The 14,201-nt window shown below is 68.3% G+C and carries 14 protein-coding genes; 5 read left to right on the top strand and 9 right to left on the bottom strand.

Annotated features, from left to right (window positions below; genetic code table 11):
* Positions 1–490: 490 nt before the first annotated feature.
* Genes tyrS through MHN84_RS05125 form a run of 3 tightly spaced genes read right to left on the bottom strand, consistent with a single transcriptional unit; the run spans position 491 to position 3,457 of the window.
* Entirely contained in the window at positions 491–1,774 is a 1,284-nt protein-coding gene (gene tyrS / locus MHN84_RS05115; protein ID WP_241203560.1) for a tyrosine--tRNA ligase, read from the bottom strand.
* 17 nt (positions 1,775–1,791) lie between these two features.
* On the bottom strand, positions 1,792–2,403 hold the full coding sequence (locus MHN84_RS05120) for a DNA-3-methyladenine glycosylase (protein WP_241203561.1): 612 nt from the start codon (positions 2,401–2,403) through the stop codon (positions 1,792–1,794).
* A gap of 1 nt (position 2,404) precedes the next feature.
* Positions 2,405–3,457 carry an alpha/beta hydrolase gene (locus tag MHN84_RS05125; RefSeq protein ID WP_241203562.1) on the bottom strand — a complete coding sequence of 351 codons (1,053 nt, stop codon included), beginning with the start codon at positions 3,455–3,457 and terminating at the stop codon, positions 2,405–2,407.
* A gap of 60 nt (positions 3,458–3,517) precedes the next feature.
* On the opposite strand from MHN84_RS05125, the gene MHN84_RS05130 reads away from it, so the two are divergent.
* From MHN84_RS05130 to MHN84_RS05140, 3 genes are read left to right on the top strand one after another with little or no spacing between them, the layout of a single operon-like run.
* A complete protein-coding gene (locus MHN84_RS05130; RefSeq protein WP_241203563.1) occupies positions 3,518–4,279 on the top strand; it encodes an ABC transporter ATP-binding protein in 762 nt (253 codons plus the stop codon).
* The gene (locus tag MHN84_RS05135; protein ID WP_241203564.1) at positions 4,213–5,040 is read left to right on the top strand and encodes an ABC transporter permease; all 828 of its coding nucleotides are present in this window, start codon (positions 4,213–4,215) and stop codon (positions 5,038–5,040) included. The genes MHN84_RS05130 and MHN84_RS05135 overlap by 67 nt, the downstream gene beginning before the upstream one ends.
* 5 nt (positions 5,041–5,045) lie before the next feature.
* Positions 5,046–5,660, top strand: coding sequence for a TetR family transcriptional regulator (locus MHN84_RS05140; RefSeq protein ID WP_241203565.1), 615 nt, complete (start codon positions 5,046–5,048; stop codon positions 5,658–5,660).
* Here the strand turns inward: MHN84_RS05140 and MHN84_RS05145 are convergent.
* The 3 genes from MHN84_RS05145 to MHN84_RS05155 are packed head-to-tail and all read right to left on the bottom strand — an operon-like array spanning position 5,657 to position 9,411.
* Positions 5,657–5,863: a Trm112 family protein gene (locus tag MHN84_RS05145; RefSeq protein ID WP_241203566.1), complete on the bottom strand. Its 207-nt coding sequence runs from the start codon at positions 5,861–5,863 to the stop codon at positions 5,657–5,659. The genes MHN84_RS05140 and MHN84_RS05145 overlap by 4 nt on opposite strands.
* Complete coding sequence (locus tag MHN84_RS05150; protein WP_241203567.1) at positions 5,860–6,387, bottom strand: hypothetical protein; 528 nt, start codon at positions 6,385–6,387, stop codon at positions 5,860–5,862. The genes MHN84_RS05145 and MHN84_RS05150 overlap by 4 nt, the downstream gene beginning before the upstream one ends.
* Before the next feature lie 54 nt (positions 6,388–6,441).
* Positions 6,442–9,411, bottom strand: a complete 2,970-nt coding sequence (locus MHN84_RS05155; protein WP_255730014.1) for an acyl-CoA synthetase — start codon at positions 9,409–9,411, stop codon at positions 6,442–6,444.
* Positions 9,412–9,500: 89 nt separating this feature from the next.
* Here MHN84_RS05155 and MHN84_RS05160 point away from each other — a divergent pair, with 89 nt between their 5' ends.
* A complete protein-coding gene (locus tag MHN84_RS05160; protein ID WP_241203568.1) occupies positions 9,501–11,264 on the top strand; it encodes an ABC-F family ATP-binding cassette domain-containing protein in 1,764 nt (587 codons plus the stop codon).
* The gene (locus MHN84_RS05165) at positions 11,261–12,556 is read left to right on the top strand and encodes a hypothetical protein (RefSeq protein WP_241203569.1); all 1,296 of its coding nucleotides are present in this window, start codon (positions 11,261–11,263) and stop codon (positions 12,554–12,556) included. The genes MHN84_RS05160 and MHN84_RS05165 overlap by 4 nt, the downstream gene beginning before the upstream one ends.
* On the opposite strand, the gene MHN84_RS05170 is transcribed toward MHN84_RS05165, so the two are convergent.
* The 3 genes from MHN84_RS05170 to MHN84_RS05180 are packed head-to-tail and all read right to left on the bottom strand — an operon-like array spanning position 12,534 to position 14,190.
* On the bottom strand, positions 12,534–13,034 hold the full coding sequence (locus MHN84_RS05170) for a hypothetical protein (RefSeq protein WP_241203570.1): 501 nt from the start codon (positions 13,032–13,034) through the stop codon (positions 12,534–12,536). The two genes, MHN84_RS05165 and MHN84_RS05170, sit on opposite strands and share 23 nt — an antisense overlap.
* The gene (locus tag MHN84_RS05175) at positions 13,031–13,576 is read right to left on the bottom strand and encodes a hypothetical protein (protein ID WP_241203571.1); all 546 of its coding nucleotides are present in this window, start codon (positions 13,574–13,576) and stop codon (positions 13,031–13,033) included. The genes MHN84_RS05170 and MHN84_RS05175 overlap by 4 nt, the downstream gene beginning before the upstream one ends.
* A complete protein-coding gene (locus MHN84_RS05180; RefSeq protein WP_241203572.1) occupies positions 13,573–14,190 on the bottom strand; it encodes a hypothetical protein in 618 nt (205 codons plus the stop codon). Before MHN84_RS05180 ends, MHN84_RS05175 begins: the two co-directional genes overlap by 4 nt.
* Positions 14,191–14,201: the final 11 nt, after the last annotated feature.

Here is a 14,201-nt window from a genome sequence, read left to right on the forward strand (position 1 = left end):
CCCCCAGGACCAAACCCGGGCAGAATTCGAATCAGAAAAATCCGATCACAAACAAAAGACACCAAAAACTGGCATCCAAAAAACATTGCGCCCCACAAACGGGAAAATCCGGGACACAACAAAAAAAACAACAAACAAAAACCACCAAACACACTATTGAGTTCTCAAACAACAGCCCCGACCCGACCGCGCGAAGTTTCCGCGGCCAGAAGCCGCGATCTCTACTGCGGGCGGATGAGGACTCTCACCTAAGTGAGTGACCTCTCGGGAGTCGGCCGCGCTCTCCGGGCTGGGCCCGTGTCGCAGCGACTCCGATAAGTTACGTCAGGGATAACGCCGAGTCAAATGGCCTGCTAGGGCGGGTTTTTCGAGCCGATCCCAGCGTGCGCACGGCAGGCGTGCGTTGACTGCTGAGGGAACAACGCACAGGCGCGCGCAGTTGTTCCCGGCCCATCGAAACGTTCCTGACCTCGACTTTTCGGCTCACACGTCAGCCTGCTCTGACCACACCGGCGACATTGCGCTTGCCGCGGCGCAGCACGAGCCACCGTCCGTGCAAGAAGTCCGACGGCTGCGCCACCCACTCCTCTGTGGCGATCCTCACGTTGTTCACCGACACGCCACCCTCGGCGATCGTCCGCCGAGCTGCCCCCTTGCTGGCCGACAAACCGGTCGCCACCAGGAGGTCGACGATCGAATCCTCCCCTGTGCGAAGCACTTCCACGACATCGTTGGCGCTGGCCTCCCGCAGCGCAGCCGCCAGGGTGCGCTCGTCGAGATCGGTCAGGTCTCCCCTGCCGAACAGCGCCTGGCTGGCCAGCTCCACCGCATCGGTGGCCGCTTGTCCATGAATGAGCGTCGTCAGCTCGCGCGCCAGGCGGCGCTGAGCGGCGCGCTCGTGCGGACGTTGGGCAGTGGCCTCCTCGAGTTCGACGATCTCGCCCGCGTCGAGGAAGGTGAACCACCGCAGATATCGGATGACGTCCGCATCGGCGGTGTTGATGAAGTACTGGTACCAGGCATAAGGACTGGTCATCTCCGGGTCGAGCCACAGGCTGCCGCCGCCGGTCGACTTCCCGAACTTGCGGCCCTCGGAATCGGTCACCAGCGGAGTCGTCAGCGCGTGCACACTCGCACCCGCCTTCTGCCGGACCAGCCGTACGCCGGCGATGATGTTCCCCCACTGGTCGGAGCCACCGATCTGCAACGTGCATCCGTACCGCTGGTGCAACTCGACGAAATCGTTGGCCTGCAACAGCATGTAGCTGAACTCCGTGTAGGAGATGCCGTCGCCCTCGAGACGTCGGCGCACCGTGTCCCGGTCGAGCATGACGTTCACCGAGAAGTGCTTGCCCACATCTCGGAGGAACTCGATCGCCGACATCTCCTGAGTCCACGACAGATTGTCCGCGACGATCGCGCCCGTCGGTGAGTCGTCGAAATCGACGAATCGCTCCAGCTGACCGCGGATCCGCACGGCCCAGTCCGCCACGGTGTCGGCGGTCTGCATCGTGCGCTCACCCACCTCACGCGGATCGCCGATCATGCCGGTCGCACCGCCGGCGAGCACGATCGGGCGGTGGCCTGCCTGCTGAAATCGTCGCAGGGTCAGCAGCGGGATGAGATGTCCGGCGTGCAGGCTCGGGGCAGTCGGGTCGAAGCCCGAATACACCGTGACGGGTCCACCTGCCAGGGCTTCGCCCAGTGCGTCCCGGTCGGTCGACTGCGCGATCAACCCACGCCAGTCCAGTTCGTCGAGGATGTTGCTGCCCACGCACCGATCTTCCCGTACTAGTCACTCTCGCCGGGAGCGGGTGCCCGCGGACTGCGCCGGTAGGGCGATACTTCCGCGCGATCTGCCACCCAGAAGCGCCACGGTCGATCAGCAGCCTTGCTGACCCCGGTGCGGGGGCCCGCGGTCGCGCGCGCGGGACGCGCCAGTGAAAGCTTGACCGGCGCAACCGGATCGAAGAGGTCGAGGCCGTTGTCCCCCATCTCGATGCCCAGCGCCGAACACAGATTGCCCGGACCTCTGGCCAGCGCCGACTCCCCGACCAGTTCGCCCCGTCGCGCCCGCGCCGGGCCGACGCCGTCGGTGATGACGGCTGCTCGCAGCAACACCGCGCCCGCGACACCGTCGGTGGCACACACCACGTTCGCGCAGACGTGGATGCCGTGACTGCGGTAGGTGTAGAGCCGGCCCGGCGGGCCGTACATCACGGTGTTGCGTCCCCCGCGCCCACGAAACGAGTGCGATGCCGCGTCCGGCCACGGTCCGTCGACCGGTCCCCCGTACGCCTCGACTTCGACGATCGTGGCAGCGACCTCTCGGCCGGTCAGCCGGGCACCGAGCAACATTCGCGCCGCGCGCACGGGATCGACTGCCAGCGGATGTGCCGTCACGTCAACGCCCGAAGACGTCACGCAGGGCTGCGGCGATTACACGGTAGGCGACATCCTCTTCGGGGTGCACACCGGGGAAGAAGTAGAACCCATGCGGCATCCCGTCCGGGAAGTACTCGACGGCACGGCCCCCGGCCGCGCGGATCCGCTGGACGAACGCCCGTGCCGAATCGACGATCGGATCGTGGGTGCCCGCGACGACCACCGCGAGCGGATACCGGGACAGGTCACCCTCGATGGGGCTGACCCACGGATGGTCCCAGCGTTCGGCGCCCACGTAGGCGCCCCTGATGAAACCGGCGAACGCCATGTCGTAGACGATGCCGCGAGGTGCGAGCTCGAGAAACGACGGCCAGCGTTCGAACTGAAAGTCTGCGAAAGCACCGAGCATCACCACGGCATCAGGAACGCGCACGCCCTCGTCGCGGGCGCGCAACGGGATCGCGGCGGCGAAGTTGGACCCCGCGGAGTCGCCCGCGACGACCACGTGCTCAGGATCGCCGCCGATCTCGGCGGCGTGCTCGGTCACCCAGCGATAGACATCGAAGGCGTCGTCGAGCGGGGTCGGGAACATGAATTCGGGTGCGGACCGGTAGTTGGCCGACACCACCATCGCGTGATTAGTGAACGCCAACTTGCGTGCGAGGAAGTCGCAGTCCTCGGAGGAACCCACGGTGAATCCCCCACCGTGGTAGTAGACGATGGTAGGGAGCATCGCGTCGATCGACCCGGCGGGCCGGTAGAACTGGCAGCGCGCCACTCCATCGCGCACGGGCAGATACACCTGATCGAGCGCGATACCGGGGACTGCCTCGGCACCGGATGCGGGCACCAGTGCGGGATCGGGCTGACGACCGTCGCCGATGTAGCCCGATCGGACCGGCGCGATCATCAGATCGCGCAGCGCCACAGGTTGGCGGTTGTTGGCGATCACCCGGTACATCGGCAGCGCGGGATCGTCCTTCTCCACATACGACAGACCGTCGACCACGACCGGCGCGGTGACATCGACCGAACCGGCCGGGACGACGCGCAACGAATCCGGCACCACCATCGCTGGCCATCGTAATTGCCACTCTTGACACGGTCCCCCGGCGGGCGCAGTATTCATCACATGATGAGTTCATCGCACGATGAATTACTGGCGGCGACGCGTCCCGCGATCGACGTCGACGATCTGTACGTCCGCCGCGGCGGTCGGACTGCCGTCGACCACGTCACCCTGCGCGTCGCCCGCGGCACCATCACCGGGTTGCTGGGGCCATCCGGATGCGGCAAGAGCACGTTGATGCGCAGCATCGTCGGCACCCAGGTCGTGGCGGGCGGGGCCGTGCGAGTGCTCGGCCTGCCCGCCGGCAGCGCGGCACTTCGCCACCGCGTGGGCTACGTCACGCAGCAGCCGACGGTCTACCCGGATCTCCGCGTCGTCGACAACGTGCGGTACTTCGCAGCGCTCTACGGCAGCGATGCCGCCGACGTCGACGGCGCCCTGGCCGCAGTGGGTCTCGACACGCACCGCACCGCGCTCGCCGGCAACCTCTCCGGCGGTCAGCGCACCCGGGTGTCGCTGGCCTGCGCACTCGTCGGTCACCCCGAGGTGCTGGTGCTCGACGAGCCGACCGTGGGCCTCGATCCGGTCCTGCGCGCAGATCTGTGGGAACGATTCGCAGAGCTCGCGCGCCGCGGCACCACGCTGCTGGTCTCCAGCCATGTCATGGACGAGGCCGACCACTGCGGCGACCTGCTCCTGATGCGCGAGGGCCGACTCCTGGCGCACACCACACCGAACCGACTTCGAGAGGACACGCAATGTCAGTCATTGGAGGAGGCGTTCCTGTCCGTCATCCGGCGCGACACCGCAGTCGCACCGGCCTGACCGCGGTCGCGCCGCGCGCCTACCTCGCGACCACGGTCCGCATCCTGCGGCAGTTGGCCGGCGATCACCGCAGTGTCGCGATGATCCTCCTGGTCCCCAGCCTGATCATCGCGCTGATGTACTTCATGTTCGATGCGGTGCCCACCCGACCGGGCATGCCGTCGCCGTTCGACAACGCCTGCCTGGTGATGCTGGGGGTCTTTCCGCTCATCGTGATGTTCTTGATCACGTCCATCACCATGCAGCGCGAACGTGTGTCGGGCACGCTGGAGCGCATCCTGACCACACCGCTGGGCCGCCTCGAGCTGCTCGCCGGGTACGGCACCGCGTTCTCTCTCGCCGCGGCGGCACAGGCCAGTCTCGCGTGCTTGGTGTCGTTCTGGCTGCTCGGCCTGCACACCGAAGGGAGCCCGGTGTGGGTGTTCTCCATCGCGATCGTCAACGCCGTTCTCGGGGTCGGGCTCGGCCTGCTGTGCAGCGCGTTCGCCCGCACGGAGTTCCAGGCGGTGCAGTTCATGCCGCTGGTGATCGCGCCGCAACTGCTGCTGTGCGGCATCGTTGTGCCGCGCGAGCAGTTACCCGACTGGCTGCAGTGGGTGAGCAACGCGATGCCGGCCAGTTACGCTTTGGAGGCACTCCGCCAGGTCGGCGCCCACGCCGAGCTGACATCGCTGGCCGTACGCGACTTCTCGATCGTCGCCGGCTTCGCGGTGTCAGCGCTCGCCCTGGCCGCGGCGACATTGAGGCGAAGGACACCGTAGCGACCGTGACGACCGAGCAGGATCGCAAACGTCCGGGACGGCCCCCCGGCGCCTCGGACAGCCGCGATCGCATCTTGGCCGCCGCACGAGACCTGTTCGCTCGCAACGGCTTCGACAACACATCGATCCGTTCCATTGCTGCAGCAGCCAGTGTGGACGGTGCGCTGGTCCATCACTATTTCGGCACCAAGACCCAGCTCTTCGCCGCGGCGATCCACATCCCCATCGACCCCATGTCGGTGATCGGCCCGCTGCGTGAGGTGCCGGTCGACCGGATCGGCCACGTGCTGCCGTCCCTGCTGCTGCCGCTGTGGGATTCGGAGATGGGCAAGGGATTCATCGCGACGCTGCGATCACTGCTGGCCGGCAGCGACGTCGCGATGGTGCGGAGCTTCCTCCAGGACGTCATCACCGCGGAAGTGGGTGCCCGCGTCGACGATCCACCCGGAACCGGCCGCGTGCGCGTGCAGTTCGTGGCATCGCAACTGGTCGGGGTGGTGATGGCGCGTTACATTCTCGAGCTGGAACCGTTCAAGTCGCTACCCGTGGACCAGGTCGCGGAGACGATCGCACCGAACCTGCAGCGCTACCTGACCGGTGATCTGCCCGGACTCGGTTAAGACTGGCCCGCCGCGGCCATCAACCGCCGGTGCTCGTCGTCGTCCACCGAGACGGCTTCGTCGATCAGCAGCACCGGGATGTCATCGTCGACGCGGTACTTGCGTTGCAGCCGAGGGTTGTAGAGACATCCGTCCACGTACAGCAGCGGGCCCCGATCCTCGGGGCAGACGAGCAACTCGAGCAGTGCGGGGTCGAGGGTCATCCCGTCCGACCGGGCATCGGGAAGATCGTGTCGCTCGGGTCCTGGATCATCGGGTTGCCCGAGCCCCAGCTCGGACCCATCGGCGCCTGCACGATGCCCGGCGTCGCCGGCGGCGGCACCGCGGGCTGCTGCACCTGATTCGCTGCCTGCATCTTCGTCTTGCGCTGCGTCGCGAGCGTCGCCTGCAGAGCTTCGACCAGCGGAGCCTGATTCGGACGCTTGTCGAGGGCATCCGCCAGCGCAGCGGTGTTGGCGCGCGACGGCTTGAAGCCCTGCATGCGCAGCGTCATCACCTGGTCGATCAACTTCGAGACCTGACCGCCGCCCGAACCGGTGTTGTACTGCTCGTTGATCATCATGAGGATCCGATCCGGTGACACCGGCGGAGGAGCATCGCCTGTCGACGGCGCTGCGGCCGGGTCAGCCACGGCGAGCGGAGCCGACAGGCCCGCGGCGAGACCCCCGACCAGCGCGGCACCGGCCAGCCCGGTCGCGGCGGCGCGGCGCCAGTTGCGTGGTGACATGAATCCTCCTCGGAGTCGCCAGCGCGAGCCTAACAGTGAGGCACGCGCCGGGCATCACTGCTGTGGGCCGGCGATCTCGCTGCGAACAGCCGCAGTCAACCGCTTGTACCGATGGCTATCGGCATCCCGGAACCAGGCGTTACGGGACGCTTTCGGAATTCCCTCGGCCTGCAGCGGTCCGGCGAGCGGACGGTAGGTGGCGGTCAGTGTCATATCGGCGACGACGTGCACGATGTCGGGTGCGGCGCCCACGGGGAGGTCGGCCAGCGCCTCGGACAGATCTGCGGCGGTGACACTGCCCCCCGGTCGCAGGGCCAGGGCGGTCACCGCGAGGGTGTGGCCGTCGGCGGGCACCGGGTAGGTGACGGCCATGTCGACCGCGCCGAGTCGGCCGACTCCGTCGTTGACGGTCGCCGCGAACACCGGCCCGCGGGCGGTGTGGATCACCGCTGCCCGGGTGTCGACGAGCCAGTAGTCGCCGTCCTCGTCGCGGCGGAACAGATACTCGGTGGAGACCCAGGTGTCCGCCGGGGCGAACACCCCTCGCTTGACCGAGGCCAGCGGGTCGACCGGTCCGCGGGGATGGGCAAGCAGGACGCCGATCTCGTTGGTGTCCGCGCGACGCACGAAACCGTGGTCGTCTTCGAGGATCAGATTGTCGTCGGGGTCGTAGGCGGCGAGGGCGATCTCGCCGCCGCCGGGCAGCGGCCGCCCCTTGCTGCCGACCTTCGCGCCCGCGACGTTGGCCAGCACGGCCTGCCCGTCGGTGGTCGCGAAGAACTCGACGACTGTCGCCGGTTCGAACACCTCCACGACCCGCTTCCACAGACCGCTGGGCATACCGGATCCGATGAACACCCGCACCGGATGACTGCCGGTCAACGAGAACGCGGGATCGTCGATCACCTCCCGCAGCATCGCCCACGTGTAGGACACGACCGTCACGCCGTACTGCCGGATCTCCTGCACGAAGCGGTCCGGGCGCAGTTCCCGCGACAACGCGATACGCGCACCGGCGACGACCGCGCCGCCGAGGCTGACCAGCAGACCGGACTGGTGATGAAGCGGAGTGAGGCAGTAGACGGTGTCGTTGCGGCTCAGGTTCGCCGCCGATGCGGTGCCGAATGCCGACAACGCCCACCGGTAATTGGTGATCTGGCGGGCGACCAGCTCACCGCTGATCGTGCTGAACCCGATGAACGCCAGGTCGCGGGCCAAGCCGGGGTTCGGGCGGTACCAGCCCGGCAGATCCACCCGCTCGGGGTCGATCTGCTCCATGTCGATGACGCCGGCATCGTCGGGAAGATGCAGGTCGCGCGATTCGCCACCGCCGAGCACCAGCACCCGGGTGTCGAGCGTGCGCGCGGCATCCAGATGACCCGGGTCCGTGATGATCTCGGTGACCGCGCCCAGCCGCGCCGCCGCGGCGAGATCGGCGTCGGGGGGCATCAGCACCGCCACTGCCCCGAGCCGCGACAGCGCGGCGATCGCGACCAGCGCGCTGGGCCGGGTGTCCATCAGCACGCCCACCCGCGCGCCCTGGCGCACCCCGACCTCGATCAAACCGCGCACGACGTTGTTGATGCGGCGATCGACCGCCTCGTAGGTGTGCACGCGACCGTCGAACAGCAGCGCCTCACCCTGCGGGGCATCCCGGGCCTGCTCACTCATGATGCGGCCCAACGAGATTCGGGTGTGATCGTTGACCTGCCCCAGTCGCGCGAGGCGGGGCAGGGTGCGGGCGGTCTCCACCGCGAGTGTGCGCGCCGAGCGGTTCGCGGCCACGAACGCGTCGGCGGCCGACTTCACCAGCGTGATGGCCATCTCCGTGGCGGCGGCGGTGCCGTGCGCCAGTCTCGACGTCAGTGACACGCCGCTCTCCGCGGATTGCGCGGGTTGCAGCGCCATGGGTGCGACACCGTCGGGCATCGCGCCGGCCCCGTCGAGCCAGCGCACCCACTGCGCCACCGTCGGCCAGGTCTGACCGGCTGCCTTGGACCCGACGACGAGGCCGAAATGTCCTGCCCTGATCATGAACTCGTACACATCGGCCTGCGGTGCGGCCCGCTTGATACCGCGTACCGAGGCGGGTTGACCGATGTCGTCGACCTCGCCGACCACCGCCAGCACCGGGCAGTCGATGTCGGAGAGCGTCACCAGATCGCCGTGCACGGAGAAGCCACCGGTCATCATCCGGTTGTGGGCGATGAACTGTTTGAGCAGCTCGGAGATCGCCGGGCCCGACCAGGCGATCCAGCCCTCGGAGGCCAGGAACCGGCGCTGCTGCTCGCGCGGCAGGAGGGCCTCCCGGTCGTGCAGCTGCAACAGGAACTCCAGCCGCGACTGGGCGGTCTTGATCGGGTCGAGCATCTGGAACCCGGTGCGCGCCATCCAGCCCGGGATGTCGATGCGGCTGAAGACATGGTCGGCCATGAAGTCGGCGGCCGCGGGCGCGAGGCTCGCCGGCAGGTTCATCGGCAGCGCGGCGAGCGTGTCGACGGGCGAGCCGAACGCGATGATGCTCGCCAGATCCTTCGAGCGGCGGTACGCCGCGGTCTGATAGGCGAACATGCCGCCCTGCGAGTATCCCGCCACGTGCACGTCGCGGCCGGTCACCGATTTGACCGTGTCGATCGCCTCGCTGAGCGCCACGATGTGGTCCGCCAGGTTGCGCTGCATCCCGCCCTCGACCTTGTCCGGCGAGCCGAAGTCGATCACCCACGGGTCGACGCCGGCGCGGTGCAGGATGCCGACCGCGCCGTCCTGGCGGGTGACGTCCCACATGTCGGCCGACATCATCATCGGGTGGACCATCAGCACCGGAGGTCCCGCGGGTTTTGCGCCGGGCCGGGCGTCGGGCGGGAAGTAGCGGCGCAGCCGGTACATCGGGACGCTCTCCACGATCTGGAACGGCGAGGGCACCGATCCGGTCTCCAGGCCGCCGTAGCGCAGCACCTCCAGACCGTTCTGAGCGGTGGCGACCAAGCGCCCGACCGGTCCGGTGATCGCCGACAGATCCACCAACGCCTGCTCCCCTATCGCCGACCCCACACCTCTGATCCCTGCACCGCAGACGTCATCATGGCACAGCGCAGGCCTATCATCGGCGCCTGATGGCAAACCTGATCAACCTGGAAAAAGTGACCGTGGGCTACGGCCACCGTACGTTGCTCGACGCCGTCAGCCTCGGTGTCGAAGAGGGCGACGCGATCGGTGTGGTCGGCCGTAACGGCGACGGCAAGACGACGTTGCTCAAGGTGCTCACCGGCACGCTGGCGCCCGACTCCGGGCGGGCCACCCACACCTCCGGTCTCTCGGTCGGTTACCTGCGTCAGGCCGACGACTTCGCGCCCGAAGACACGGTGCGCGGGGTGATCGTCGGGGGCCGACCCGACCACATCTGGGCCGCCGAGCCGAACACCCGTACCGTCGTCGAGCACCTGCTGTCGGGGGTGTCGTTGGACGCCCCCGCCGCGGAGTTGTCCGGCGGCGAACGACGCCGGGTCGCACTGGCCGAGGTCCTGTTGGCCGCTCACGACGTGCTGGTGCTCGACGAACCCACCAACCACCTCGACGTCGAGGTGATCGGATGGCTTGCCGAACACCTGTCCGCGCGGCCGGCCCGGGCGCTGGTGGTGGTCAGCCACGACCGCTGGTTCCTCGACGCGGTCGCCACGAACACGTGGGAGGTGCACGACGGCGTCGTCGACGCCTATGAGGGCGGTTACGCGGCGTTCGTCCTGGCGCGCGCCGAGCGCATGCGAACGGCGGCGGGCACCGAGGCGCGGCGCCGAAACCTGATGCGCAAGGAACTGGCGTGGCTGCGCCGCGGGCCACCCGCGCGGACGTCCAAGCCGAAATTCCGTATCCAGGCCGCCAACGACCTGATCGCCAATGAACCACCTCCCCGCGACTCGCTGGTGCTGCAGCGCTTCGCCACGTCCCGGCTCGGCAAAGACGTGTTCGACCTCCATCGAGTCGGCCTCCAGGTCGGCGATCCGCCCCGCACGCTGCTCGACGGCATCGACTGGTCGATCGGCCCGGGCGCGCGCATCGGGCTGGTCGGCGTCAACGGCACCGGCAAGACGTCGGTGCTGCGCCTGCTCGCCGGCGAGCTGTCGCCGACGAGCGGAACCATCAAGCGAGGCCAGACGCTACACATCGGCTATCTCAGCCAGGCGCTCAAGGAGCTGGACAGCTCGGCTCGGGTGCTCGACGCGGTCGAGAACCGGCGCCGCGTCAGCGAACTCGCCGGGGGCCGCGAGATCACCGCAGACACGCTGCTCAAGGATTTCGGGTTCACCGGCGACAAGCTGACCACTCGGCTCGGCGAGCTCTCCGGCGGTGAGCGGCGCCGCCTGCAGTTCCTGCGCCTGCTGCTCGACGAACCCAACGTGCTGCTGCTCGACGAACCGACCAACGATCTCGACATCGACACGCTGACGGTCATCGAGGACTATCTCGACGGCTGGCCCGGCACGCTGATCGTGGTCACTCACGACCGGTACTTCCTGGAACGGGTCAGCGATGTGACATATGCGCTGACCGGAGGCGGACGCTGCGATCTGCTGCCCGGCGGCATCGAGCAGTACCTCGCCGAGCGGTCGGCGGCGGCCACCCCGGCGCCGGCGCGCTCCGAGCCGGTGCGCGGTGAGTCGGCGGCAGCCAAGGATCGCCGCGCGGGCAAGGAGATGACGCGGATCGAGAACCAATTGGCCAAGCTCGACGACCGGATCGCCGCGGTGCACGAGGCGATGGCCGACGCCGCCGCGGATCATGTGCGGGCAGGCGAGCTCAACGGCGAGCTCGGCGATCTGCTCTCCCGCAAAGACGAATTGGAGCAGGCCTGGCTCGAGCTGGCCGACAGCGCCGGATGACCGCGGCGCTGTCGGTGATGGCACGTCCGTTCGTGCTGTGCTGGCGGTATTGGCCCCAGCTCGCCGCGTGCTATCTCCTCGGGCTGCTCGGACGTCGGGGTGCGATCGAGCTGGCCGCCTGGGCCGGGTGGGACAACGACCTGTGGGCCGCGTTGATCATGCCGCTGGCGGGCTTGGCTCGGCTCGGGTCCTACGTGGCGATGTTCTTCGTCCTCCGGTCGGGTATCCCGGCGCTGGCGGCACTACCACCGCGCGCTGCGCGCCGCGTCGACGTGTTCGCCACCGTCATCGTGCCGTTCTTCGCGATCTATCTGGCGTGGAAGATGTTCGCCGAGGATTGGATCGCCTACGAGGAACGCGCCCTCGGGTATCGGATCGGCGAGGCCATGAACACTGCGGGTGCGGTCGAGTTACACCCCGAATCGCTGCCGGTGGGCACGGTGACGCTGGTGCTGATCGTGGCAGCGCTCGTGCTGCGCTACGTCCTGAGCCGATTCAAGGACGCGATGCCGCGGTGGATGATCGCCGTGCGGGTGTACGTCGACGCGCTGTGGGTGTTCCTCGGCCTCAGTTTCGCCGCCAGCCAGGACGTGACGTTCTTCGTCAACCCGACCGGCTGGCTGTCGCAGCGGCGGATCGTGGTGTGGTTCACCGAGACTCGCGCCGAGCTGTTCTCGCACTTCCGTCCACTGGAAGTGCTGTGGGACTGGCTCACCTGGACCGTGAGCACCGTGTTCGGCGGCGCCACCATCCCGCTGCTCTGGCTGGCCGTCGCAGCGATCGTCTACGGCGCGTCGATGCCCGCCGATTGGCGCAGCGCCGCGCGCCGCGTCGCCGGCGAACGCGCCGACCAGCTCTTCGAGCGCGCGGCAAGGCACAAGCGAATTCGGCAGCGGTGGTCGAATCTGCCCGATGTCCGTCGCGCAGAGGCGCGCGAGGTGCTGCTCTCCCGGCTCGGCAACTACCGGCCGATCACCGATTCCGCGCGGCTCATCCTGCACGGCGGTGTGCTCGCGTTGGCGCTCTACGTGCTGGGTTACCTCGGACTGGCGTGGCTGGACATGGCCGGCAGCTTCTACCGGCCGGAGGTGCGCGCCGGCAATCTCTTCCGCGGGGTGGCCTGGCTGTTGGGGCCCCACCCGCAGGACTACTGGGATGCCGTGCGCCCCACCCTGATCTTCCTGTCGCACCTGATCATCGAGCCGCTGCGGGTGTGCCTCATCGCCTCGACCGTGGCGTACTGCCTCGAACAGCTACGCCCGCAGCAGGTCACAGCGCCATCCGCACCGTGATCTGACCGTTGTTCGTCACGTCCAGGGCCGTGGGTACCACGTCGTCGGGCAGCAGGAACGCGAACTGCACGGGCCCCGGCAGGTTGCAGAGCGAGGTCACGCCCTCGGGCGGGATCGGGGTGTAACCACCGACGCCTTCCGCCGTCCAGCGCGTGGTGCCGTCGGTGATCACGGCGCTGCAGTAGCCCGGATCGGGGGTTCCGGATCTGTCGACGTCGAGCACGGTCAGCACCGTGCCGGGGGGCAGCGGCGGCCCGAACCGCGTCGGGCTGCGGTTCAGATGCTTGATCGACGTCAGCCGCCAGGTCTGCCCGCCGGCCGAGCCGCTCTCGCCCTTTCCGATCGCGACGCGCGGCTCGAGCGAGTGGCGGTAGGCCGACCAGTCGGCGCGGAAGTCGATGATGACATACACCGCGAGCGCGCAGACGACGACGACGGCGCCGATGACGTTGCGCTGCCACAGCTGTGCCGGTTTCATGCGCTCGCCTCCAGCGGGGCCAGTCGCAACTCGGCGCTGCGGCCGATCGCCTCCGGTGGAATGGCGATCACCAGCCGCGAATCGAGTAGATCGCTGCCCACCCAGACGCGCAGCACGAGCGAGCCGAGATCATCGCCGTCGATCAGCGCCGACGCGACGTCGAAGACCCATGCGCCGCGCTGCTCGATCCCCGGTGCCAGGGAGCGTCCGAGGGTCTTGGTCAAGAACCGATCGGTGGGGATGTAGGTGTTCGGGCCGACGAGCAGATCCGCGTGCGGTACGTCGGTGCTGCCCTGGGCCTGCAGCGTCGTGTCGACGACCACCCAACGGCCGGCGGCCGCTACCGAATTGACCTCCGGTGCAACACGAATCGACGTGACGGTGGCGGTGACGCCGCGCCCGCGCACCGGTTCACCGGCTTGGCCGTGCACGTCGAAGGGTCCGTACAGATCGGTGGGCGTCGGGAGGTGGTGCCAGATCAGCGCGGCCGCCGCGACCAGCAGCACGACGCACACTGCCGACAGTGCTGAGAGGAGCCTCATGACGGTTCCTTCACGGTCAGCTCGGTGACACCGTAGTCGGTGAGGCTGTCCAGCCACTCCTCCCCGCCGTAGGTCACCATCAGCTGCTTCAACTGCTTCTTCCACACCCGGACGCTGACCGTGTCGCCCGGCTGCAGAGCGTCGCGCGGCACCAACCACAGATAGGCGAGCTTCTCTGTCAACCCGGGTCCGAGGGTCTGGATCTGCGATCCGTCGCGGATGCGCCACGCGCCGAAGAACTCCTTGTCCGGCACGTCACGCAGATCGAGCTCGTTGCGCAGTCGTCCCGGCATCGTGCCGTCGTTGGTCAGCGTGACCGTCACACCGAGGTACAGCTTGCCGGGCTGGACGGGGCCGATGGTGCGGTTAGCGCCGGTCACCTCGGGCAGCAGCGTGGCACCGTGGATGTTCACGGTGTACTGACCGTCGGAGAAATCCTCGCCTGCGGCGAAGGGCACCGCCCCTGTGTCGACGGTGTCGAGTCCGCCGAACAGCGCGGCGACCGCGAGGACGACGGCGAGCGCGGCCTGCCACCATCGCCGGATCGGACGCTGCGCGAGCCAGCCCCGGACGCGAGCATGGCGGCTCGCCGCCTGTTGCCCGCCGGGGTCCATGCTGGCAGATG

This window comes from Mycobacterium sp. PSTR-4-N (assembly GCF_022348085.1).
GTDB lineage: Bacteria > Actinomycetota > Actinomycetes > Mycobacteriales > Mycobacteriaceae > Mycobacterium.